Annotated in this window: 25 protein-coding genes and 1 tRNA gene; 19 read left to right on the top strand and 7 right to left on the bottom strand. The window is 49.7% G+C overall.

Going from position 1 to position 23,739, the window contains the following annotated elements; translation table 11 throughout:
* Nucleotides 1–74 precede the first annotated feature (74 nt).
* Together D3H35_RS23350 and D3H35_RS23345 are read right to left on the bottom strand one after the other, a co-directional pair.
* Nucleotides 75–151, bottom strand: a tRNA-Pro gene (locus tag D3H35_RS23350).
* A 76-nt stretch (nucleotides 152–227) separates the two neighbouring features.
* Nucleotides 228–1,376 carry a glycerate kinase gene (locus tag D3H35_RS23345; RefSeq protein ID WP_119151572.1) on the bottom strand — a complete coding sequence of 383 codons (1,149 nt, stop codon included), beginning with the start codon at nucleotides 1,374–1,376 and terminating at the stop codon, nucleotides 228–230.
* A gap of 223 nt (nucleotides 1,377–1,599) precedes the next feature.
* On the opposite strand from D3H35_RS23345, the gene D3H35_RS23340 reads away from it, so the two are divergent.
* Together D3H35_RS23340 and D3H35_RS23335 are read left to right on the top strand one after the other, a co-directional pair.
* Nucleotides 1,600–1,998, top strand: coding sequence for a GntR family transcriptional regulator (locus D3H35_RS23340; RefSeq protein ID WP_119151571.1), 399 nt, complete (start codon nucleotides 1,600–1,602; stop codon nucleotides 1,996–1,998).
* Entirely contained in the window at nucleotides 1,995–3,089 is a 1,095-nt protein-coding gene (locus tag D3H35_RS23335) for a DUF1648 domain-containing protein (RefSeq protein ID WP_119151570.1), read from the top strand. Before D3H35_RS23340 ends, D3H35_RS23335 begins: the two co-directional genes overlap by 4 nt.
* An 84-nt stretch (nucleotides 3,090–3,173) precedes the next feature.
* On the opposite strand, the gene D3H35_RS23330 is transcribed toward D3H35_RS23335, so the two are convergent.
* The 5 genes from D3H35_RS23330 to D3H35_RS23310 all read right to left on the bottom strand — a co-directional run bounded on the left by D3H35_RS23330 (nucleotide 3,174) and on the right by D3H35_RS23310 (nucleotide 6,500).
* Nucleotides 3,174–3,977 carry an inositol monophosphatase family protein gene (locus D3H35_RS23330; RefSeq protein WP_119151569.1) on the bottom strand — a complete coding sequence of 268 codons (804 nt, stop codon included), beginning with the start codon at nucleotides 3,975–3,977 and terminating at the stop codon, nucleotides 3,174–3,176.
* Between the two features lie 76 nt (nucleotides 3,978–4,053).
* Nucleotides 4,054–4,416: a coiled-coil domain-containing protein gene (locus D3H35_RS23325; RefSeq protein ID WP_119151568.1), complete on the bottom strand. Its 363-nt coding sequence runs from the start codon at nucleotides 4,414–4,416 to the stop codon at nucleotides 4,054–4,056.
* 173 nt (nucleotides 4,417–4,589) lie between these two features.
* Nucleotides 4,590–5,675 (bottom strand): HAD-IA family hydrolase, encoded by a 1,086-nt coding sequence (locus tag D3H35_RS32835; protein WP_233568110.1) that lies wholly within the window; start codon nucleotides 5,673–5,675, stop codon nucleotides 4,590–4,592.
* Entirely contained in the window at nucleotides 5,672–6,145 is a 474-nt protein-coding gene (locus D3H35_RS23315; protein WP_119151567.1) for an ImmA/IrrE family metallo-endopeptidase, read from the bottom strand. The genes D3H35_RS32835 and D3H35_RS23315 overlap by 4 nt, the downstream gene beginning before the upstream one ends.
* A gap of 13 nt (nucleotides 6,146–6,158) precedes the next feature.
* Nucleotides 6,159–6,500 (bottom strand): helix-turn-helix domain-containing protein, encoded by a 342-nt coding sequence (locus tag D3H35_RS23310; protein ID WP_158594242.1) that lies wholly within the window; start codon nucleotides 6,498–6,500, stop codon nucleotides 6,159–6,161.
* A gap of 301 nt (nucleotides 6,501–6,801) precedes the next feature.
* On the opposite strand from D3H35_RS23310, the gene D3H35_RS23305 reads away from it, so the two are divergent.
* The 17 genes from D3H35_RS23305 to D3H35_RS32830 all read left to right on the top strand — a co-directional run bounded on the left by D3H35_RS23305 (nucleotide 6,802) and on the right by D3H35_RS32830 (nucleotide 23,730).
* Nucleotides 6,802–7,191: a hypothetical protein gene (locus tag D3H35_RS23305; protein ID WP_119151565.1), complete on the top strand. Its 390-nt coding sequence runs from the start codon at nucleotides 6,802–6,804 to the stop codon at nucleotides 7,189–7,191.
* A gap of 6 nt (nucleotides 7,192–7,197) precedes the next feature.
* Nucleotides 7,198–7,659 (top strand): sigma-70 family RNA polymerase sigma factor, encoded by a 462-nt coding sequence (locus D3H35_RS23300; RefSeq protein WP_119151564.1) that lies wholly within the window; start codon nucleotides 7,198–7,200, stop codon nucleotides 7,657–7,659.
* Nucleotides 7,660–7,799: 140 nt separating this feature from the next.
* Entirely contained in the window at nucleotides 7,800–8,348 is a 549-nt protein-coding gene (locus D3H35_RS23295) for a phage scaffolding protein (protein WP_158594241.1), read from the top strand.
* A gap of 9 nt (nucleotides 8,349–8,357) precedes the next feature.
* Nucleotides 8,358–8,807, top strand: coding sequence for a phage tail terminator family protein (locus tag D3H35_RS23290; RefSeq protein ID WP_119151562.1), 450 nt, complete (start codon nucleotides 8,358–8,360; stop codon nucleotides 8,805–8,807).
* Nucleotides 8,804–9,007 (top strand): hypothetical protein, encoded by a 204-nt coding sequence (locus D3H35_RS23285; protein WP_119151561.1) that lies wholly within the window; start codon nucleotides 8,804–8,806, stop codon nucleotides 9,005–9,007. The genes D3H35_RS23290 and D3H35_RS23285 overlap by 4 nt, the downstream gene beginning before the upstream one ends.
* Before the next feature lies 1 nt (nucleotide 9,008).
* On the top strand, nucleotides 9,009–10,325 hold the full coding sequence (locus tag D3H35_RS23280) for a phage tail sheath family protein (protein WP_119151560.1): 1,317 nt from the start codon (nucleotides 9,009–9,011) through the stop codon (nucleotides 10,323–10,325).
* A gap of 1 nt (nucleotide 10,326) precedes the next feature.
* Complete coding sequence (locus D3H35_RS23275) at nucleotides 10,327–10,791, top strand: phage tail tube protein (protein ID WP_119151559.1); 465 nt, start codon at nucleotides 10,327–10,329, stop codon at nucleotides 10,789–10,791.
* A 24-nt stretch (nucleotides 10,792–10,815) separates the two neighbouring features.
* Nucleotides 10,816–11,238 carry a phage tail assembly chaperone gene (locus D3H35_RS23270; RefSeq protein ID WP_119151558.1) on the top strand — a complete coding sequence of 141 codons (423 nt, stop codon included), beginning with the start codon at nucleotides 10,816–10,818 and terminating at the stop codon, nucleotides 11,236–11,238.
* A 290-nt stretch (nucleotides 11,239–11,528) separates the two neighbouring features.
* Nucleotides 11,529–14,432 carry a phage tail tape measure protein gene (locus D3H35_RS23265; RefSeq protein ID WP_147355925.1) on the top strand — a complete coding sequence of 968 codons (2,904 nt, stop codon included), beginning with the start codon at nucleotides 11,529–11,531 and terminating at the stop codon, nucleotides 14,430–14,432.
* Nucleotides 14,432–15,088 carry a LysM peptidoglycan-binding domain-containing protein gene (locus D3H35_RS23260; protein ID WP_199728587.1) on the top strand — a complete coding sequence of 219 codons (657 nt, stop codon included), beginning with the start codon at nucleotides 14,432–14,434 and terminating at the stop codon, nucleotides 15,086–15,088. The genes D3H35_RS23265 and D3H35_RS23260 overlap by 1 nt, the downstream gene beginning before the upstream one ends.
* A gap of 13 nt (nucleotides 15,089–15,101) precedes the next feature.
* Complete coding sequence (locus tag D3H35_RS23255; RefSeq protein ID WP_119151556.1) at nucleotides 15,102–16,067, top strand: XkdQ/YqbQ family protein; 966 nt, start codon at nucleotides 15,102–15,104, stop codon at nucleotides 16,065–16,067.
* Nucleotides 16,067–16,408, top strand: coding sequence for a DUF2577 domain-containing protein (locus D3H35_RS23250; protein WP_119151555.1), 342 nt, complete (start codon nucleotides 16,067–16,069; stop codon nucleotides 16,406–16,408). Before D3H35_RS23255 ends, D3H35_RS23250 begins: the two co-directional genes overlap by 1 nt.
* Complete coding sequence (locus D3H35_RS23245) at nucleotides 16,405–16,806, top strand: DUF2634 domain-containing protein (protein WP_119151554.1); 402 nt, start codon at nucleotides 16,405–16,407, stop codon at nucleotides 16,804–16,806. The genes D3H35_RS23250 and D3H35_RS23245 overlap by 4 nt, the downstream gene beginning before the upstream one ends.
* On the top strand, nucleotides 16,799–17,878 hold the full coding sequence (locus D3H35_RS23240; protein WP_119151553.1) for a baseplate J/gp47 family protein: 1,080 nt from the start codon (nucleotides 16,799–16,801) through the stop codon (nucleotides 17,876–17,878). Before D3H35_RS23245 ends, D3H35_RS23240 begins: the two co-directional genes overlap by 8 nt.
* Entirely contained in the window at nucleotides 17,871–18,455 is a 585-nt protein-coding gene (locus D3H35_RS23235; RefSeq protein ID WP_119151552.1) for a putative phage tail protein, read from the top strand. The genes D3H35_RS23240 and D3H35_RS23235 overlap by 8 nt, the downstream gene beginning before the upstream one ends.
* Nucleotides 18,452–18,736, top strand: a complete 285-nt coding sequence (locus tag D3H35_RS23230) for a ketopantoate hydroxymethyltransferase (RefSeq protein ID WP_119151551.1) — start codon at nucleotides 18,452–18,454, stop codon at nucleotides 18,734–18,736. Before D3H35_RS23235 ends, D3H35_RS23230 begins: the two co-directional genes overlap by 4 nt.
* A complete protein-coding gene (locus D3H35_RS32830) occupies nucleotides 18,736–23,730 on the top strand; it encodes a peptidase G2 autoproteolytic cleavage domain-containing protein (RefSeq protein ID WP_233568109.1) in 4,995 nt (1,664 codons plus the stop codon). Before D3H35_RS23230 ends, D3H35_RS32830 begins: the two co-directional genes overlap by 1 nt.
* Nucleotides 23,731–23,739: the final 9 nt, after the last annotated feature.

The following is a 23,739-nucleotide window of genomic DNA, read 5'->3' as shown; positions in this document are numbered from 1 at the left end:
CCATTCTAGCATAATGCTCCAAATGAATATAACAAAAAATGCGACCCGCGAAGGTCGCATTAATGATGTATTGATGGTCGAGACGACACGATTTGAACATGCGACCCCCTGGTCCCAAACCAGGTGCTCTACCAAGCTGAGCTACGTCTCGAAAGGCTGCCTTTTTCGGCGAACATTACAGATTATAGCACAGCAGATTTCAAAAGGAAAGAGGTAGTTTCGTAAATTTATGCAAGAAAAAATTTTTCGGATTCATCCCGGAAGAAGCAAAACATACGGTTTTCCAGAAGCCGAGATGCCTGGGATATCGCCTCCAACATAGACATCTCCTTCTCTCTTAATCCGATAATTCGGCGAACTCCATATTGTTGCCAATGCTCCAATGTTACGTCATCAGCTATGTCTCCTCCCACAAGAAGGACAGGCACTCCGAAATTGCGGGCCGCTTGGGCGACGCCGAGCGGCGTTTTTCCAGAAAGCGTCTGCGAGTCGATCCGGCCTTCGCCGGTGATAACGAGATCGGCTCCGGCCAATTCCCTCTCGATGCCGCTTGCCTCCAAGCAAATCCGCACTCCCGGTGCCAATCGGGCACCGAGCGCAGCCGCCAACGCTGCAGCTACGCCGCCGGCCGCTCCTGCACCGGGCATATCATGAACGCGGATGCCAGTCGTCGCGGTCAGGATGTCTGCCCAATTCGACAGTGCCTCGTCCAGCCGCCCGACCATTTCGGCAGTCGCGCCTTTCTGCGGACCGAAGACGGCCGAGGCCCCGTGAAGGCCGAGAAGAGGATTGTTGACATCGCAGGCTGCGATCCATTCGCATTGCGTGAGGCGCGGATCTGCACCGTCTCGAGTAAGGATGCGCAGTCCGCGCAGCTCCTCGCCGCCAAGTCCTATCGGAAGTCCTTTATCGCCCAGCAGTCCGAATCCGAGCGCTTGCAGCATGCCGGCGCCGCCATCGTTAGTCGCGCTGCCGCCGAGACATAGAATGAAGCGTCGGGCGCCAGCGTCAAGTCCCGCCCGAATCAGTTGCCCGAAGCCGAATGTTGAGGCGCGTAGAGGATCCCGTTCGTGGGGAGCCAATAGCGTTAGACCCGATGAAGAGGCAAGCTCTGCAACGCAAGTGAGGCCGTCGCCAAGAATTCCATATTCGACATTACGGGATCTGCCGATAGGATCCTTCGCTACTGTAGACCCATAGTGCCCGCCTGTCGCATCGACTAGGCACTCCATAGTCCCATCCCCGCCGTCAGCCATCGGAAAAGTCCGTACGTTCCAATTCGGATGCGCATCTAATAGGCCTCGACGAATAGCTTCGGCAACCTGTTTGGCGGTGAGGCTGCCCTTAAACTTGTCCGGAGCTACGACAATTTTCATGTGGGTCGCCCCTTTTTCCATGTGAGTAGGTTACTGGTTGTTGTGTTCATTCGTTATATCTGTTATATATATAGCATAACAGATTAACAAAGATGAATAGGGATACAGTTTATCGCTCTACTCATTATACTACCCGGAATGTCCGTAATCGCCTACTCGCATAAGTCGAAAGGCCAAAGAACGATTCGCTGGAGAAGAGCATATCAGGGAGGAGGAAGCTATCATGTTCGTGGAAATGGATTTGCAATCGGAAGTGCCCTTATACGCTCAACTTGTCGATAGCTTGATCGAAGGAATCGCCTCGGGCGCTCTCAAGCCCGGCGATCCGCTACCGTCGGTGCGCGGTTTGGCTGCCGATCTCGGCATTAATTTGCATACTGTGAACAAAGCTTATACGCTGCTCAAGCAAGAAGGCTTCCTGCAGGTTCATCGCAAGCAAGGGGTCGTCGTTAATCCGGGCGGCATGCCGGGAATAACGAGCGCGTTCGATGACAAACTGACCAGACAGCTCAAGGTATTGGCAGCCGAATCCGCGGTTAGGGGAATGAGCGCCGAAGCGTTCGCCGATAGGTGCAAGGAAGTATTCCGAACAGCGGTAGAAGGGGGAGGGCGATTGTCATGACGATGGCAATGTGGAATTGGACGACCCTTGGGATCGTGGAGTTGTTAATAGTACTCTTATTCAGCTTACAGCCTTATTATGGCATGAAGACGGTGTTGTTCGGGGTGGCCGTTCCGGAGGAAGATCGGGAGCTTGACCAAATCCGGGCGCTCCGGAAACGGTTCGCATGGCGGATCTGGATAACGGCAATCGTTGCTTTCGGAGCGGGCGGCGGAGTCAGCTATTCGCTGAGCGGTGATGAAGCGGCGATTATCCTGACAGTCACCTTCCTGCAGTTGATTTTATTCGGATCCATTTTCGGAATGTGCCGCCAAGCGGCTTTGAAGCTCAAATCCGAACGGGGCTGGGTCGTTACGCCTTCCGAAAGGAGAGTGGCATCGCTCCTCCCCAGACCGCAAAATATGACGCTGCACAATGGCTGGTTTTTGGTGCATGTTCTTGTTATAGCGGTTTGCGTTATTTTCGCTATCGCTCTGTGGGATCGAATTCCCGACACGGTGGTCACCCATTACGGTATGAACGGTAAGCCGGACACGGTGTCGCCCAAGTCGATCGGATTCGTCTTTATGCTGAATTTTATCCAGTTGTTTCTTGCCGGGCTCTTCTGGTTCATTAATTACTCCATTCGAGTCAGCAAGTTGCAGCTCGACCCGAAGGATCCGGAGAAGTCATTGGAGAAACAGCGGAAATTCCGGCGAATCAACTCCATTTTTCTATGGGCGCTGTCCTTGGTTATCGTCACTTTTTTCGGAATCGTGCAGGCCTTCATGATTTACGATTGGCCGCAGGACGCGTTGAACGGCATCGTGATAGCGCTGCCCCTTCTCCTGATCGGTTCGGTGATCGGATTGGTCATCTACCTTACAAATAAAGGACTGGACCAGCAATCGAACGCTCCCGTTCAGGACGAACGGCATTGGCGAGGCGGGGGAATGATCTATTACAATCCCGACGATGCGGCGCTGTTCGTGGATAAGCGCTTCGGCATGGGCTGGACCTTGAACTTCGCGCGTCCAATGAGCTGGGTTATCATGGGGGGGACTATCGCCATTCCATTGATCATTGTACTCTTTGCCGTGCTGTTCAGTTAATTTTTCAATACTGAAATTCATGAAAAAGGAGTCGACGGACATGTCCGATCGGCTCCTTTTGCGTGCTTCGCCTTCCATATCGGGCTATTGATGCAAGCCTTGTTTTACAATTTTTAATAAGTCGTGTTTGTGATCGGGGTGACAGGCAATGAGGTAAGGTTCTTCGCTCATTCCTTCGAATGGAATTCCTTCAAAATCGATGACGGAGCCGCCCGCTTCCTTGACCATCAGAACTCCGGAATACAAATCGTCGCCTTCCGAATTATATAAGACGATGCCATCAAGATCGCCCTTGGCAAGCATGCACCACTGAAGCGTCGGCGCCCATAGCCTCAGCATTCTTTTGAAGCTCACGTCGATATGCTGCCTCAATATCACGGCTTTAGGGTCATTCTGTACCTTGTGGCCTTGAATCCAGCCTATGTTCCCTTTGAGGAAATTGGGGCTGTGCTTCATATGTATCGGCCTGTCGTTGCAGGAAGCTCCTTCGTTCAGGGCGGAGACGAATAGTCGATCTGTCCAAGGCTCATAGATGACGCCAAGAACGGGTGCTTTTCTATACATCAAGGTAATTGACGTTGTGAAAATAGGCAATCCGATTGCAAAATTGTTCGTCCCATCCAACGGATCGATCAGCCATTGCCAATCACTCGGGGTTCCGATTAATCCTGCTTCTTCGCTATGGATTTGATGATCAGGGAACAGGGATTGAATGTGATTAATGATGATTTCCTCGGCCATGTGGTCGACTTCGGTCACGACATCTCCCGAATCGCCTTTTGATCTAATATCAACAAGGTTATCGAATTTATTTTTGGCAATCTGCCCGGCTTGGCGGATTATTCGAATCGATTCTTTTTTTGCAAGTTGGATAACGCGGCGATCCATTAGTCACCTCATTAGAGATAGATATAAGTCATGAAAATGTGAAAACCGAGGAATCGTCTCCTCGGTTTTATTGCTGCTAGTGGTTCAGCGCGTCCCTAACGCCATCTATTCGGTCTTCCAAGTTGTCGATTCGTCTGCTTGTCCGATTCTGCCATTCGCGAACTTCGCTCCTGAATTCACGATCATCCTTTGCTTTATCACGTAACTGGGTCTTGATCCCCGCTGTGTCGCCAGAAAGCAGTTTATTCGTGACTGCTTGGTCTTCACGGAACTCCTTGAGCTCCGTTTTTACTTCTCGAATCTCTGCTTTAACTTCAACGAGATCCGCTTTGACCTCAATGAGATCCGCTTTGACCTCAATGAGATCCGCTTTAACTCCTTGCACGTCTGTTTTTACTTCTTGAATCTCAGAGAGAATCCTTTTAAGCATGTCCTCCATGTTATCTCGTCCTCTCGGTTCCGAAATACGATTACTTAAATAATACTACTTTCCGAGCACATAGCGCTAGCTTCCGCCGACGAGAAATCGATCATCCGCTTTAATCGTTTCGATAATTTCGTCCAGTTGATCGGTTGTGTAGGAGGTTGTGTCGATAACATGTTTCCGATCAATCAAAGCCTCTTCAAATTCTTTAAGCAAAATGGCGCTTCTTTCCCCATCTGAGCTTCCTTTGGCCTTAATTGATCTCGGAGCAATAAAGTTTCCAGATCAACCATGAATACTACATATTTAATGGTGAGATCATAATCGCTTAATTGTTGGCGAAACCAATCCACATCTCTTGGGAAAGCAACGTAGTCGATTACGACATCGTAGTCGAACTTAATCAAATTTTTCACCAAGCTCGCCATGTTGATCCATGTAAGCTTTAATGTTTCTTCGCAAATCCAGGGCTGCCCCCTGCCGTTAACGGGCAGATGGCTAATATCGTCCCCCGAAATGTAGGCGCTTCTTTCCAAGGCTTGAACAAGCACTTGAGATGTTGTCGATTTCCCGACTCCCGCAGGCCCTGAGAGTATATAAATGGTTCTTTTCTTTTTTTCAAAATTCGCAAGAACGTTTTTAATTTCACTCAACTCCGTAATAACCGAAGATACTTTCGACGGTCTTTCAAAATGATGATCTTCTTTCCAGATTCCCTTCATACCGGCAGCAATGCTGGCTTCAACGTCATTAATAGGATGATCTCCTACAAACACGGATTCCTCAGGCGCGACTCCGAGCCGGGTTAAAGCCCTCTGGAATAGCCGACTGTCCGGCTTCCTTAAGCCTTCCAGTTCCGATATTAGGATTTCGTCAAAATAATGCTCGATCTTTAACCCTTTAATGTTGTTCATCTGAAATCGGCCAAACCCATTGGTTATAATACCTAGCTTTAATTTCTTCTCCTTCAATTGCTCAAGAGTTTCTATTAACCCCGGAAAGCCGACACAATGATTCTGAAAAGATTCCACATAATCGGTCAACAAATCCTGCCAGTTCAATGCAATCTGTAATTCCTCAACAAGCGTCTGATAGACCCGATCCTTCCAAACATAACCCTTCTGATCCAGTTCAATAAAACGTCTAACAAATTCATTCTTCTCCACACCATGGAAAGCCGGATACCGATCGTATTGATTCTCGATAAAAGCTGTCAGAGATCGGTCGCGATCAAGGAGTGTTCCATCCAAATCAAATATTATGGCTTTGATCATAATGGTTTTGGCTCGAATATCTCAGCAACGAACAAGGGATCGAACCCGACGATGTAGTGACCGTGAATAGCGTAGAATTCGTGTTTTTCCTGGTAATGGCGAATGGATGAATCGAGAAACTCTTCGGTGACGTCGAGGAAATCGGCCAATTCAAATCGATTTCTTACTCCGGACTTAAAGGCTGCGATAAACGCGTGCAATGGGATTAGATTTTCAACGGCCCAGTTGCGAGCCCGTTTTTCCTGTTTTCGATTGCGTACATCGCGTTGATCCAGAATGTTTCCGGCGGTCGTGTGATAATGTCCAAGCTCCTCGGCAAGTATACAGGCTTTCTCGGTAGCTGTAGGTATAGTCTTATTGATCCAAATCACGCCATCGGCATAGAGGCCTTTGTTGGCTGGCGCCATTGGCTCTTCGTATACTTCGACGCCATCTTGGTCGGCCTTTGTAAGCAGGCGGTCGTAAGGCATGACATCTCTCCTGTTATTTATTGATCCGTTTCGATTTTAAGAATTCCTTGAACCTCCGGATATCTTCTTGCTCCTCTTCTGACCAGTCTTCTCCTTCATGGTGCGCCGCGATGGTGCCGGGTTCGAATGGAGGCTCTGGTTGCTGAGGAGTGTCTTCTTCATTGAACCCAAGAAGATAGCTTGGACTAACCTCGAAAAAAGTAGCAAGCAAATTAAGCAAATCTGCTCGGGGTTTAGCGAGGCTTTGTTCCCAAGCATTGTATCTTGGCCTTTTGATTCCTAATCTCTCTGCAACTTCGTATTGACTAAGGCCTTTTTGCTCTCTTAGTCGGGTCAATTTTTCACCAAAGTTCATTAAGGACCACCTCATAGAATATTATCCATACCCTCTTGACGGATAAATTAATTATCCGTTATAGTGAAAGTATCGGAAAGAGACTGCAATGATGTCAAATAACGGAGCGCCGTCTAAAGTTGTCTCTGAGATGGGGTTATTTGGGGGTTAGGGTTGTCGATATACAGAGATCGATAATTATTTTATCTAATTACCATTATAAGTAATGTTGTTTATCCAATCAATGTTTTTTTTGCTCCAAACGGATAAATTAATTATCTGATAATCGAGAAACAAACGACAAAAAAGGTAGGTGGCGTTAATGAGAGCGCAGATAACCAGTCTGGAAGAGCCTGTCTATGTCCTGGCCGTTCAGGGAGTGAGACCGGTGGATATTACGGCAAGTCTGGAATGCAATCGCGAAAAAGTGGCAGCGACGCTTGAACGGATGGAAAAACGAGGAGTAATCAAACGAATCGATCGAGGGCAATATTCGGCTGTTTTCGATGAATATGAAGTCGTCGAAACGAGGAGGAAGAGCCTTGGGCACAACAAGGCCCGGAATGAATTGCGGGTTCCTCCGGAAATCGAAGCTTTCGTCCGGGCAAATTACGGCATAATGGCTCGCCGTGAAATGGCCTCATGCCTAGGAGTCCATAAGGTGGCTCTTAATGAGCTGATTATCAAGCTGAGACTTGGCCGGGGAGCGTGATGGCGGATGTGGGTAAAAGAGCGATTGAAGGAGTATGCGAAAGGCAAACGACAGCTTGAAGCTTCCCGTAAGCTGTTATCGCCGGATCACCCGGACCAAGTCCATTTGGCGGGTATGATTTCCGATATGGCCTATGCGATCAAGTGGATGCAATCCGGTCGCCAGCCGGGAATCTACCGGGGTGTCGAGCGCCGGGGCATGTATCGCGAGCCGTTTGTGTTGGACAAGGACCTGTTCCCTTCGCTTCAAGAGGCGGAGCCTGTCAGTCCAATCCGGCTGACGACGGAGCAGCGACAAGCAGCCCTGGAGGCAATTCGGGCGATGAGCGATCGTGAGCGCGATTGTTATCTCTTGTATGCGACCCAGGGGTTGTCTTACGCACAGATCGGGAGTGCATTAGGTCTATCGAGGTACACCGTTAAAGAATACGTTCAGAGGGCGAAATCCAAAGCCCAGCAAGCGATTTGACGATTCTTGTCACACAGTTGTCCCCCAAAGTCGCTGTTAGTAGAGAGACATTACGGGCTTCGGATGAGACTGCCGGAGCCCACACGCTGTCACACTATCATCACCGGACACGACCGGGATAAAAAGTGAGGATGATACGCATGGAATGGCTGAAGAAGTTACTCGAGGCACAGGGGCTGAGCGAAGCCCAAATCAAGACGATTACGGAAGGAGTGACAACTAACTACACGGGCTATGTGCCGCCGTATCGTTTTGAAATTGTAAATACGGCGCGCAAGACGGCGGCGCGAACGCTCAAGGCGCGGGACAAGCAGCTCGAAGAGCTCCAGAAAGCGCTGAGCAACGAGGCTGCCTTGAAGGAGCAGATTGCACAGCTGCAAGCCGACAACAGATCTGCCTCGGAAAAGTTTGAAGCCGATCTGAATGATTTGCGGCTAAGTATGGCACTGAAATCGTCGCTGGCCGGCAAAGTACACGATTTGGACATCGTTGCCGGATTGCTCGACAAAAACAAAATCGAGCTGGACGATGTCGGCTCCGTGAAGGGCGGCCTTGACGACCAGCTGGAGGCCCTGCAGGTAAGCAAAGCCTTCTTATTCGTAACTGACAGCGGAGTCAAGCCGCGTTTCAAGAGCGCGAGTCGGCGGAAGCGAAGAAAGATTGGGCGAGGCAAGCGGAGCCTATTCTAGGAGTTATTAATGGGTATCAGAGGTGAGGGCATGGTAACGGCAATCGATGTTCGCGATGCCGTCATTGGAGCGTTAGGTGAAGCGTTCCCGGGGCTCCCGATCCATACGGAGACAGTTGATGAGGGAGTGGTCAAGCCGTGCTTCTTCGTCAAAGATTTCCCTGTGGCACAGAGCCGCATCATGGGGAGACGTTACGCCCGAGCGCACTCTTTCGACATTCAGTATTTCCCGTTATCCGCCATCGAACCGATCGAAGAAGCTCACGATGCAGCCGAGCGGTTGACCGAGGCTTTGGAGTATATCCCGCTTGAAGTCGGGCAGGTGCGCGGAACTGGGATGCGCTATGAATTTGTAGATAGCGTGCTGCATTTTTTTGTCAACGTTAATTTGTACATGTTCAAACCAATCATGCCGGTACCGCTTATGGGGTCGGTCGAAGTGGAGGAAGGGATCAAATGAGTCATCACAACGAGCAGGATACTCCGGTGTCAAACAACTCGCTTGAGCCGACGTACAGCAAGCGGCAATTGCTGGAGGCCGGCCGATTTACACCTTTGCAGAAGGACGTGCTTTCTGCAGTTCTCACGAATTACGAGCTATATTCGGTCGATAAGGCCGAACGCATGATATCAGACTTTGAACAAGGGACGGTGAAGTAAAATGGCGGGTGGAACATGGGTAGCACAGAACAAAGTACGTCCGGGCGCCTATATCAACTTCGTGAGTGAAGGCGGAGCGCTAGGTTCGGTTGGTGAGCGCGGCATTGTTGCTGCGGCTTTAGTACTGCCGTGGGGGCCGAGCAAGCAAATTCTTGAGATTAATGCCGGCGATGATGTGAGCGAGCTGCTCGGGTATGACATCGCAGCGCCGGAGCTGCTGTTGATTCGGGAATCTCTTAAGCGGGCAAAGACGTTGCTTCTCTATCGTCTGAACACCGGTACGAAAGCGAGCAAAGCGATCGGTGTTCTTACGGCAACGGCCAAGCACGGCGGTGCTAGAGGGAACGATCTGACGATTATTGTTCAGACCAATGTAGATGACAATGCGAAATTTGATGTTATTACGGTGTTGGAAGGCGAAGAGGTGGATCGTCAGGTCGTATCGGCCATTGCCGACCTTGCGCCGAACGCATGGGTAACTTGGTCGGGTACCGGAACGATTACGACGTCGGCCGGCGCCGCGCTGACCGGCGGTGCGGACGGAACGGCAGTCAACGGCGACCATACGGACTTTTTGGCAGCGCTGGAGCTGAGGGATTGGCAAACGGTGGCGTATCCTGGAACCGACAACGTGCTCAAAGGCGTCTATGCGGCTTTTGCGCGCCGATTGCGGGATACGGAAGGGACGAAAGTCCAAGCGGTTCTCGAAAATTATCCGGTTGCGGACCACGAGGGCATTATTAGCGTCAAGAACGGCGTTGTACTTTCGGATGGAACAACGCTTACGGCTGCTCAGGCGACTGCATGGGTAGCAGGAGCGACGGCCGCAGCAACCATCGCCGAGTCGTTAACCTACCAAGCTTACGATGATGCTGTAGATGCGTCTCCGAGATATACGAATTCGCAAACCATCACGGCGTTGGAAGCCGGAGAGCTCTTGTTCACAGTGAGCGGCGGCAAGGCTATCGTCGAGCAGGACATTAACAGCCTGACCAGCTTTACTCCGGACAAAGGCAAGCAGTTCCGCAAGAACCGCGTTGTCCGGGTGCTGGACGGTGTCGGCAACGACTTCAAACGTATTTTTGAAGCGTATTATTTGGGCAAAGTCAACAACAACGCCGACGGTCGCAATTTGCTGAAAGCCGAGATCGTCACCTATCTGGCGTCGTTGCAGGCGGCGGGCGCCATTCAAAATTTTGATTCTCAAGCGGATGTGCAGGTTACGAGCGGTATCGAATCGGATAGCGTTTATGTCGAATTGAGCGTACAGCCGGTTGATGCAATCGAAAAAATTTATATGAAAGTGAAGGTGAAGTAAGATGTCTTTCCTTCTAGCGCGCGATACCATTAACGGTCAAGAAGGCCGGGCCTATGCCAAGATTAATAATGTGAATGAAGAAATGTTCTACATTAAGAAGCTCGAAGCCACGATCGAGAAGAGCAAGGCCGAGATTAAGACGCTCGGTCGGCGCGGTACGCAGCACAAAGCAACCGGATGGTCGGGTACCGGCAGCATGACGATTTACTATATGACTTCCAAATTCAGACAGCTGATGCTCGATTATGTCAAAACGGGAATTGACACCTATTTTGAAGTCTCTGTAGTTAACGAGGATCCCAATTCCACCGTTGGCCAGCAGACGGTTACGCTTAAGAATGTCAATTTGGACAAGGTCATTATTGCTAAATTGGATACCGAAAGCGAAGCGCTGGACGAGGATATTGAATTTACTTTTGAGGATGTCTTTATCGGGACCAATTTCAGCGCGCCGGCGCTTGGCTAATAAATTTTGGGAGGCGTATCGAACGTGAGTGATTTGAGCGTATTTTATGCACAGAATGTGGCGGTAGAGGAAGTTGAGGACTTTATCGTCTCGGAGCGTTTCAAGGATAAGGCGGGCAAGCCGATTCCATGGAAGCTGCGGAGCATGACGGAGGAAGAGAACGAAGAATGCCGCAAGGCGGCTACGCGGAAAGTAAAAGGCAAATACGGCCAGCAGACGGTCGAGACCAACTCGGACGATTACTTGGCCAAGCTGGTCGTGTCCAGCGTTACTTTCCCGAACCTGAAAAATGCGGACTTGCAAAAGTCCTACGGCGTTATGGGCGCGGAAAGCTTGCTTCGCAAGATGCTCCGTCCCGGCGAGTATTCCTCCATCGTACAGAAGGTTCAGGAGCTGAACGGCTTCGATAAAGATCTTAACGATCTGATTGAAGAAGTAAAAAACTGATCCGGGAGGGCGACGGCGAGGCGAACTATGCCTACTATGCCCTCCATGAGCTCCAGATTCTGCCGCACGAGCTGGTGAAGATGAACCGCAGGGAGAGAGCGGCTATCTTCGCTATGATAGATATCCGAGTGGAGCAAGAAAAAAAAGCGGCTAAAAAAAGATAATTCTGTTGGGAATGGTGAGGAACCCGCGTCTTCTAACAAGACGGCGGGTTTCTCTTATTCCGGCAATTTCCGGCATGTGGCTGCCGCCGAGTTTTATTTATTTCGGGAACAGTAGGTGGTGAAATAATGGCAACGGTTAGTTCCAGCTTGCAGATGTTCGCTCAGGTCTCGCAGACGCTGAACCGAGCTCAGAAGGAAATACAGCGGGCGCTCGGTCTGGCCCGACGGCTGCAGCAGCAGCTTCAGCAGCGGATGGCTGTCGAAATCGACACTTCGGGTGCATTGTCGCAATTGGATGGTCTTAAGGATCGGTTGGAATCCAGTTTTGGCGAGACGGTCGTGTTCAATATCTTTTTTGATACGGGTGGTATTGTTCAGGACTATGCCCGAGTCCAGCAATTGCTGCAAACCAATTTGCCTGTCGTCGAGGCTAGCATTGAGCTTTATTCGGAAGGCGCCATTCTGGATGCGGAAGAAGCCCGAGAAAGGATTAGAAGCGTAACCGGACAGTTCTGGGCGATTATCAATGTGGGTCCGCCTGAAGCCGGAGAGATACGAACTCGTCTTTTAACCGTACTGCAGGTATTGAATCCGGCAGTAACCGTTCGTTTGGTTTTTGATGAGATCGCTGCGAACGAACAGCTTCATGAAACGATTAACCGAATAGCATCGACGGAGGCAAGTGTAAAGCTCACGATTGACATTGGCGGAGTATTGGCAGAAGTAGAACAGTTGCGACAGCATATTGCATCGTCAGGCTTTTCTTCCATTCGAGTAGTATTGGATAGAGCAATGGTCGAAGTAGCGCTGGATTCGACACAGGCACTCTCGCAGGCTGCATCGGTTCGCGTTCGCATCGAAAGGCAAATAGGGACCGTGCATGCGGAAGTTAAGATAACGGCTGTTGAAACGTCGGATTTTCGCAACCAAATCAGAACTCGCTTGAAAGGATTTACTGTCAAGATCAAGGCATCGTTGGATACGTCACAGGCTTTGGCCGAGATGTCTGCACTGCGGGGTCAGTTAATGGCCGGGATCGGTTCGATTAGAACGACGATCCAAATTCAGTTACCGGCAGCGCTGACCGTGATGTTTACCAATATTCAAAGGCTCGTTATGCGTCTCATTGCCGCTGTCGGACGGTTAAGATCGGCTGGCATTCAGTTAAACGGAGCGAACAGAAGTGCTCGGCAATCTCAGGATACCCCCAACCAGCAGAAGAGTGAGGGCAAGTCGGAAGCGGGTGGGCTGCAGGCGAGGATTAATGGACTTCTATCTGCATACCAAACCTTACAAGACGTTGGCGGCTTTTTAAGCTCTAGCTTCGGCGGCGCTATGGATCAGCTGAACCTGGCGGAAATGTTTAAAGCCGGAACGGGATCGGGGGATATCGGCACCGCAATGTTTGAGAAGTTTAAAGCCGATGCAATGGCAGCGGGGCAGGATGTCAACGAATCGTTGAAAGGGACGCTTTCGTTTTTTAGCATAACTCAAAATACCGATCAACTGACAAAGCTAAACAGTTTAGCTAATCGATTGTCTGCATTTGATTTGGAGGGGGGCGGCATTGAAAGCGCCGCGAATGTGCTGAAGGAAGCCATGTCCGGGGATGTTGGCGCGCTTTCCGAACGGTTTAATATGCCTCAGTCAAGCGTGCAGTCTTTTAAAATCGAAGAGTTAGCCAAAGCCGGAGATATGGATGGCTTCTTGAGCGCGTTCGACCAGCTCATGGAAAAACAAAATATGGGCCAAGCTGCGTTTGACGGGATGATGGATAGTCCAGCCAAGCAGATGGAAGCTTTGGGCAACAATATGAAAACGACCTTGAATGATGTCGGAGCTGCAGCCCTTACTTCTTTGGCACCCTTGATCGACAAAGTGAATGAATTTCTTCAATCGGGACAGATTACCGATTTCATTACGAATAACTGGTCGGCTATTGAAACGGCTATTATCGGCGTTACATCGGCCTTGGCGCTTTGGAAGATAGCGACTATAGCATCTAATGTCGCTCTGGGAATTCAGAATTTATTGACGACCATTTCTGCGGCCCGCTCGGCATATTCAACGGGTGCAACACTCGCCCAAGTGGCGGCGACCGAATTGGCAACCGGCGCGCAGATTGGGTTTAATGCCGCATTATTAGCCAATCCGATGACCTGGATCGTTATTGTAATTATTGCGTTGATTGCCGGAATCGTCCTTCTTGTCAGATGGTTAATTAACCTTTGGAACACGAATGACCAATTTGCGGGCGGTTTAATGCAAGCTTGGAATATGATCCTGAACTTTTTTGATCAAATTCCTATTTTCTTTACTATGGTCGGCAACGGCATAGTAAACGCTTTTCAATCGGCGGGGGTTCTGGCGTTACAAGCCATTGAAGCTATGATTAATGGCGCGATCGATGCAATCAACTGGCTTTCAGAAACGTCAAATAAAATTTTAGGGACCAACTTTCAAATAATTCAGCCTGTACAAATTAGCGTGCAAGCTGAGGCACGGGCTAAGGCTATTAAGCAAGCCGGTATAGATGAAGTCAATAAAATGAAACAAGATGCTGCGGCTAAGGCAGCCAGTCGGGAAGCCGATAGATTAAAGATGCTTGATGACCGAAAATCAAAACGAGCTCTAGAGCAGGCAGAAAAAGCGGCTAAGGAGCAGGAGGCCAAGGATAAGGCAGCCCCACCCGATTTTTCCAAGTGGAATCAAAGCCACCCGGCCAATCTGAACAAGGCTAAGACTAACGAAACTAATGGGTTCTCCAATCAGGGGCGCTCGGCCAACATTAACAGGGTCAACGAGGTTGGAACAATTGGAGATAAGGTCGAGATCTCCAGCGAGGATTTGAAAGCGATGAGAGAATTGGCGGAAATGAAAAATATTCAAAACTTCGTCAATCTGACACCGCAAATCTCCTTTGGCGAGACGCATGTCCGCAACGAGTCGGATATCGGGACCATTATTACCGGTATTAAGAGCTACTTGGAGGAGGAGTTCTCTAGTTCGGTTCAAGGGGTGTATGGATAATGGAGTTGGAGTATAGCATTCAGCTGAGCTTCAATAACGGAGACGAAAAGTTAAAAATCCCAATTCTTCCAGAAATATTAGAAATTAAAGGAAGCGGAAATGGAAAGACCTATACGGTCGTAGGGCTCGGCGAGATCAATGTCATTACCGCTCGAAGTCTCAAAGGGATAAGCTTTAGCTCCTTTTTTCCAGCTGTTAATTACCCCATATTGCAAGAAACGAAAGCCGTTTTTCTTATGCCGGCCAAATATGTACAGACAATTGAACGCTGGATGGCGACTAAGCGGCCTATTCGATTTGTTTTTTCCGGCCACTATGATATCAACATTCCCGTCAGCATCGAGTCGTTCGAATGGTCGGAGATTGCGGGAAGCGGAGGGGATATCGAGTACAAAATCGAGCTGAAAGAATACCGATTTTATGCGGCTCAAACTGTAACGATTAATAAGAAGACCGTTTCGAAGAAGCCTGCAAGGCCGAACGAGAAGCAAGTCCCGAAAACCTATAAGCTCGTTGCCGGAGACAGCCTGTACAAGGTGGCCCAAAAAATATTGGGCGACGCGAGCCGCTGGCCCGAGATTCAGAAGTTGAACGGTATCAAGGATGCGCAGCTTAAAAGCCTGCAAATCGGAATGGTTATCAAATTACCGTCATGAGGAGGTGCAGGCTATGGCATTCGAAGTGCTGCTTGACAATAAAGACGGCAAGGTTTGGGACATCTCTGAAATTATTTCCAGTCTGGAATGGACGACAAGCCGAGTCGGCAAGCCGGGAAGTCTGGACTTCACTATAGTGGACAATCTCATAAACAAAAGCAATTTCAAAATTAATAACGGCGATATTATTCGGGTGAAGAAAGACGGCAAGGGAGTTTTTTACGGCTATGTATTCAAGCTAACCTTCGGCGAAAGCTCCGAGGTGAAGGTAAAAGCATACGACCAAATCCGATACTTGCTGTATAGCGACTCCTATATTTTCACCGGCAAAACCGCGACGGAGATTATCCGGAAAATCGCAACCGACTTCAAGCTTAAGGTCGGTAATTTAGCCGATACCAAATATAAAATACCTAAGGTAAGCGAGAAGGATAAAGCTCTGCTCGATATTATTTGCGGTGCATTGGATCAGACGTCTCTTAATGGGCAGGAAGAGTTTTTTCTGTTCGACAATTTTGGAGCGTTGGAGCTAAAAAACATAACCGAGACACTGGAAGACTATTATATCGGCGATGAAAGTCTTATGACAGGCTACGAGTACAGCCAGTCCATCGACGATGACACCTACAATACTTTTCGGATCGTGCGGGACAACTCTCAGACCGGCGTCAGGGAGGTATTTCCCGCTCAAGATAGCGTTAACGTCGCCAAGTGGGGGAGATTGCAGTTCTATCGCTCGGTAGACGAAAAGACGAACGACGCGCAGATAAAGAAATTGCTGAGCATGCTTGCCGCTCTAAAGAATCGGGAAACGCGGACTCTTAAGATGGATGCAATAGGCGATTTGCGGCTGAGAGCCGGCCATTTTATTTACGTCCGCAACGACAGGCTGGGCATTAAACAGAAGATGTTGATTGACGAGTGCAGTCATAAATTCGATGGCGACCATACGATGTCGCTTGAAATGAAGGTGATCTAATGTCCTTGCTCAATATTATCAAGAAAGCCGGAATGGGAGCTGTAGAGGCTGGCCAGCCAGTCGCCGTTATAGTCGGAACTGTCGCAAATGAGAATCCGCTGGAGGTGACCGTCGATCAACGGTTCGTGCTCACAGCGGATTTTCTTATTGTGCCGGAATCTCTAACGGAGTACGAAATCGATGCAAAGCACACGCATAGCGCCGCGGGCGGAACGACCGGAGCCGCGCTCACGGAAAAGCTTCTGATTCGCCGGGGGCTGGAAGCGGGAGATAAATTGATTCTCCTTCGTGTTCAGGGCGGGCAGCAATATCTTATTTTGGACAGGGTGGTGGGGACGTGATACCTACTGGCGGACAGATAGAAGCAGATGAGCTTCAGGAGGTCAGGCAACCCAGCCGTACGTACCGGCTTGATTGGAATATGCAGCGCGCGGCGGGAACGGTTGACGGTTTGGAGGCAGTGAAGCAGGCTGTGCGCAAAATTTTGCAATCCGAGCGGTATAACTTTTTAATATATAGCTTTGATTACGGTATGGAGACGGCTGGGGCCGCCGGGCGGTCTCCGGAAATTGCGAAATCCGAGCTTGGAAGATGTATTCGGGAGGCTTTGCTGCAGGATGACCGTATCAGCGATGTGACGGATATGCAGGTTACGGTGAATGGCGACAGCGCTTTGGCGACGTTTACGGTTGAGTCGGATTTCGGAGCTTTTGAGGGAGGAGTGACAGTCAGTGTATGAGGCGCAAACTTTTGATGCTATTCTGCTTCGTATGCTTGGCCGTGTGCCGGCGGATATGGATAAGCGTGAAGGGAGCGTCATTTATGACGCCCTGGCGCCGGCGTCTGCCGAGTTGGCACAGATGTACGCTGAGCTAGACATTAACTATAATTTGTCGTTTGCGGACACGTCGAGCGGCGATTATTTGACGCGTCGCGCCGCCGAGCATGGTACGGTGCGTAAGACGGCAACCGTCGCCAGCCGGTTGGGGCTGTTCTATAATGCTGCGAACGAGCCTTTGGATGTGCCGATCGGCAGCCGGTATTCGATTTCAGGAATCAATTATTCTGCGGCAAGCAAATTGGCTCTTGGCAGTTATGAATTGATTTGCGAAACGGTCGGCGTAGTCGGGAATCAACATTTCGGACAGTTGCTTCCGATTGACTATGTGGACGGTTTGTCTCGAGCCGAGCTGGCGGACATTCGGGTTCCCGGAGCGGAGGAGGAGACGGATGAAGCGCTGAGAGCCCGGTTCCTCGCTGAGATCAATGCGCAGCCGTTTGGCGGAAACGTCGGCGACTATTTGGAAAAAATAGGCGGGCTGGACGGAGTGGGCGGAGTCAAAGTGTTCCCGGCTTGGGCCGGCGGCGGCACGGTTAAAGTGACGATTGTCGACAGCAGCTATAATCCCCCTACTATTGCCCTGGTAGATGAGGTGCAGACGATTGTCGATCCGGAAAGCAATAGCGGCATGGGGATTGGTTTTGCCCCAATTGGTCATAGCGTTACCGTGGCCGGGGCTGCAACGGTAACGATTAACGTTACGACGACAGTAACTTTGCAGAGCGGATTTACGATCGGTCAAGTTCAGGACAATCTCGAAGCGGCGGTTGAAGAGTATTTGCTGTCTTTGCGGCGCAACTGGGCGAACGTTGCCGAGACAATCGTTCGCATTTCCCCGTTGGAGGCTCGGATGTTAGCTGTTCAGGGGGTGGCGGATGTGACAGGAACTCTATTCAACGGAACTGCGGCTAACGTCACGTTGACCGAGGAGCAAATCCCGATGGCAGGGACGGTGACGCTTCTTGAGTGATCCTTTACTGTCGTATCTTCCGGAGTTTTACAAGGACATAGGGGAGTTTGTAGAGCTGGCTGCGACGGAGGATACGGAGCTTCAATCGTTGCAGACCGCTGTAAATCGTCTCTTTAACGATCAGTTTGTCCTGACTTCCTCTGAGGATGCCATTCGAAGGCGGGAGCGCATGTTGTCTATCGTGGCCGATCCGACAACGGAAACGTTGAGCTTTCGGCGTACCCGGATCGTTAATCGCTATACGACCAAGCCTCCTTTTACAAAAAGATATTTGCAGCAAAAGCTGGATTATATAGCCGGAGTTCCGGGGCTTGTCGTCGTTGAAATCGATCCTGTCGGCTTTATACTGCGGATAAGCGTCGGGATCGAGAATGCGGCAGTGCTCCGGGAGATCGAGTACACGATCCATTTACTTAAACCGGCCAATTTGATTTATCAGCCGACAACGTTTGCCGCAGAGCGGATTGGGCTGCATGATCAGGCTTATATGATTGGTCTCAATCGCTTGACCAAGCTTGGGAGCTGGGGAGTCGGGGCCATACCATTTTCCGTTCGAAGGGATGCGGTTCCATTATGATTACGCAATCATATTTAAACGAGGTAGCGGGATATACGAACACCAAGATCGCAAAGGTCGTCCTGAACGGGTCGATCGAGATTACGAGTTTCGTGATCAAGGCGACAATGGACAACGTTCTGACAATCGAATACCTCGTTCCATTCGGATTAGTCGCTACTGTTACCAAGATGGAGCTTAAGTCCTCTGCCGGCATGGTGATCAGTACAAGGACGGTCAATGTACCGATCGTTGAGGACACCATTATGCGTCATGTCATTTCAATTGAGGAGGCTGTTTAATGGCTTACAGCGGAAAAACAAATTGGACGTTCGGAGATACGGTTACCGAAACGGACTTGAATCGGATTGAGCAAGGGATCAAAACTCTTGATCTTGAGAAAGCCGGTTATACGGATGTAAATGCTTTGCAAAATCAAGTAGCCGTTGATGGCAACGTACGGGTCGCGACTACGGTTGACATCAGCCTTTCCGGGACGCAAACGATTGACGGCGTTGCCCTTACCGCCGGTGATCGAGTATTGGTCAAAAGCCAGACTGACGGCAAACAAAACGGAGTTTATGTAGTAGGTTCGGGAGGTTGGATGCGTGCGGCGGATGCCGACAGTACGGCTAAGATTACCGCCGGCATCCAAGTATATGTGCGCGAAGGCACGGTCAATGGCGGCAAGAGCTTTGCTATGAATAATACGGGCACGGTTGCTATTAATACGACTCCATTGACGTTTGTTCAAATCTCCGGTCCAGGTGCGGATACTACGAAGGCGAATCTCGAATCGCCGACATTTACTGGAACGGTTGGTGCGCCAAGAATTAGTGCAACGAATAATAGCGGGCGACAAATCAATGCGTATCAATGGGCTGACTTATCGAGTAATGCTGGCGGCCAGGCATTATTCGCGAACAATGCCTATACGGATGGATCCAGTAATTGGCGATATTCGAATACCCACCCCTCTCTTGGAGCTCGCGGTATAAGGCTTTCGGAGGGCGGCGGGCTTCAAATGTTCGACACGGGAACGGTGGCCACGACGGCTAATGCAACCTTTACTCCAGCTTGGGTGAAAATTGCGCCTTTAGATTCGCCAGGGTTTACAGGTACTCCCACTGCCCCTTCGTTTGCGTCTACTGCTGCTACGGGTGTTGCGCCGTTAACGGTTGCGTCCACGACCAAAGTTGCAAATTTGAATGCTGATATGGTGGACGGATACCACTTGGATCAAGACGTACGGTCGACGGCGAGCCCTTCATTTATTCAACTGACTTCGAATAAGCAAAAGATAGGAAAGTATTTTCAGTCATTCCTTGGGGAAGTCACGTCCGCAGCTTCAACGCCGAACCAGAAGGTAGACGTCTATTTTACACAATTCTACATGGGATACTTCGATGTTGTTATTAGCGGGGTATGGAACCAATTTAATGCAGCAGGACAAGTTAGAAAAAGGTTCAGCTTAATTACAAGTTCAGGCGGCGCAATTAACGCCCAAGATACAGACTATATAGAGGCCGTAGGCAATATTGCAAATGGAGTTGCATTATCAAACGTAACCTATGACTCCACAAATTCACGTTGGAGAGTACAGATAGCACTGCCTAATGCTTTAAATTCGTACAGTGTTTATGTAGAGGGTTTAATGGCGCCAACGGTGCAAGAGTCGTTTGGGATAGGCTCTATTTATACTACAGATAGTACGGTACTTCCTATGGCTTATAGATCATTTACGCGGAAGAGCGTATTTAAGGATCAGATCGAATCTACCGTAACAACGGGCACTGCGCCTCTTGTCGTAAATTCGACAACAAAGGTGCAGAGCCTTAACGCCGACTTGGTGGACGGGTATGAAGCTGATCAAAACGTTATTGCCAATACCGTGGCCGTTAGACTATCAAACGGCGACCTTAATGCCAGGGTTTTTGGGTCGACAGCAGCAACAGGTACGCCCCCGCTTGTAGTGAATTCGACAACTGTCGTCACGAATCTTAACGCCGATATGGTGGATGGATACCACGCGACAACAGCGGCCGAAACTAACAAGATTGCAGTAAGAGACGAAAATGGTGACATTACGGCTCGAAGATTTTCTTCTGTGGTGGCAAATGGTAGCGGGATTGCACCGTTTGATGTACTTTCAACTAAAGTCGTTACTAATCTCAATGCAGATATGGTGGATGGATGGCATATAGGAAATTCAGCCAACCAAGTGCCAGTAAGTAACGGGGTTTTAAGCACCAATTTGAACGCCGACTTATTAGATGGGCAGCATGGGAGTTATTTTGCGCCGCTGGCGTCACCTGCACTAACCGGGACACCAACAGTACCGACTGCGACGGTAGGGACAAACACGACACAAGCAGCATCTACCGCATTCGTTCAAAGCAGCACGGCAGCCAAGCCCGGGACAGGCACGGCCTCCTCAGTCGAGGGGATTGGTACGTCTGCATCGGGTTATGCCTCACATGCTGAAGGGAATAATACTACAGCGGCCGGAGTAAATTCACATGCCGAAGGGTATTATACTTTGGCGGCGACATCGGCGGCACATGGTCCAATAGCAGCATTTGACGCAGGTGGAAAAACGGTAACACTAGAATCGCAAAATGGTTCGTTGTCTGTCGGAGATGCGATTATCATTTTTCGGGATCCTCCCAATGGCCCGGTGTATGATACCGTTTCTTCTGTAAGTTCACTAGTTATCGGACTAACAACAGCCACCCCATCGTCCACTTGGAAATACTTAATTAAGGTGGGCAATTTTACGGGCAGCAGTGCGTATGCCGAAGGGTCTGGAACACTGTCGCTTGGTTGGGCATCACATGCCGAAGGGTCAGGCACAATTGCGAGCGCACAGTATAGTCATTCCGAAGGATATTTGACAAAATCATCAGGCTCCCAAGCTCATGCTGAGGGTAATAATACAACGGCATCTGGAACTTCATCTCATGCTGAGGGTAATAATACAACGGCATCTGGAAATTATGCTCATGCTGAGGGAGATGGCGGAGTAGCATCAGGTCAGGCGTCACATGTAGAAGGTCTTAATACTAAAGCTCTTTCATATTTTACTCATGCTGAGGGACGACTGAGTGCAGTTTTATCGGAATGTGGGCATGCCGAAGGTTATGGATCGAAAGTTAATGTAACATCGGGGTCGTCCATCACCCCAGTTCTTAATACGGATTTATTAGGAGCATCGGCTGTTACAACATATGCCGGGCACGCCGAAGGCTTTGATACGCTAGCGACAGGAGCAGCCAGTCATGCTGAAGGTGCCAGCACTTTAGCATCAGGTCATCAATCGCACACCGAAGGTAATTTAACGGTAGCGTCAGGCGCAGCTTCGCATGCCGAAGGCGGGGGCTCGTTTTCCGGGTATGGTTTGAAAGTAACTGCTGTGGCGGGAAATACACTGACTGTAGGTGCAGGGCATTCTTTTGCAATAGGGCAATTGGTTGGGGTCATTACGATAACATATAACGGAAGTGTATACTCCCCCGTTTTAACAACAACTACAGTTACGTCAGCTAATATAGGTACAGGAACAGTAGGTGTAGGGTCGGCCGCCAATATTTCTGTGGGAACGGTATTATTATTATTTGATAAGTTAGGAAATGGAGTAGGAGGAAGATATGCGCATTCTGAGGGGCTAGCCACATTTGCTACCGGAAGTTATTCACATACAGAGGGATACAACACGTTTTCAGGAGGCTCGGCTGCCCATGCGGAGGGAACGTATTCAATTGCATCTGCTGATAGTGCACATGCCGAAGGTTTATCGACAACTGCAGCTGGACCTGCTTCACATGCTCAAGGTAGTATCTCTAGAGCACTTACAGCAGTTTCACATGCCGAAGGGTATGGATCAAAAGTTAACGTTACAACCGGGCAAGCCGGGATTGCCATTAATAATACCGATCTGTTAGGTACGTCTTCAGTTACAATTTATGCTGGACACGCAGAAGGGTTTGATACTCTGGTAACAGGAGCTGCGTCGCATGCGGAAGGTATGTCGACAGTAGCATCCGGACTAGCCGCACATGCCGAAGGATATAATACTAGAGCAAGTGCGACATATTCACACGCCGAAGGAAGCTTCAGCGCTGCGTTGTCAGTCTCTGGACATGCCGAAGGACTTGGATCGAAAGTTCTTGTATCCACTCCACTGATGTTTACACCAGTCAATAATACTGATCTACTTGGTACTTCAACCATTTCTTCGTTTGCTGGGCATGCTGAGGGTACTGATACATTGGTAACTGGTGCAGTGGGACATGCCGAGGGGGTATCAACAGTTTCATCAGGTACGGCGTCACATGCCGAGGGGCAATTAACCACATCATCAGGTCAAGCATCGCATGCAGAAGGTATTAGTACCTCGGCATCTGGTATCGGTAGTCACGCTGAAGGAAGATACACACAGGCAACTCAAGAAGGCTCGCATGCTGAGGGCAGCTCCACAACGGCATCAGGTCCTCACACACATGCTGAGGGTTTAAACACAGTTGCATCCGGCTACGTTTCTCATGCTCAAGGTGATAATACTGTTTCAAATGCATGGGCCTCCCATGCCGAAGGCATAGGAACGAACACCGCTGGATTTGCCGCTGCCCATATAATGGGTAACTATGGTGATGCCAACGCTGCAGGTGCTTGGTTTTTGGCTAATGGTACGAGTTCATCTGCTAAAGGGTTAGCCACCAAAATTCTTTCAACCGGTGCGGTCACATCTGACGGTGTCTATTCATCGTCAGGCGCCGACTATGCCGAGATGTTCGAATGGCTGGATGGCAATCCGGACGAAGAAGACCGAGTCGGTTATTTTGTTACGCTAGTAGGAGACAAGATTCGCAAGGCAACTTCGGCTAACGAATATATAGTCGGTGTTGTGAGCGCTACACCATCCATTATCGGTGATGCGGGAGGATTGCGTTGGCAAAGCAAGTACGTGACGGACGACTGGGGCCGTATCCAATACCATGATGTCACCATACCGGCAGTGTATGACGATAACGGAGTGGAAATCATGGAGGAGCGGGTAGAAAGGCAACCTGTGCTCAACCCTGAATGGGATAATGAAACGCCTTACGATGCTCGAGAAGATCGAAAAGAATGGTCTGCTGTCGGCTTGATGGGTAAGCTCTACGTACGCGACGACGGCACCGCTGAGACTGGCGGATTCGTCCGTCCGGATGACGAAGGGATTGCTACCGCCTCTGAAACCGGTTATCGCGTTATGAAAAGAATTACTCCTAACATAGTGCAAGTGCTTGTTATTTAGGGGGTGCCG

The sequence above is a fragment of the Cohnella faecalis genome, assembly GCF_003570905.1.
Classification (GTDB): Bacteria; Bacillota; Bacilli; order Paenibacillales; family Paenibacillaceae; genus Cohnella; species Cohnella faecalis.
Note: the sequence above shows the minus strand (reverse complement) of the source record. Positions and strands in the feature narration are given on the sequence as shown.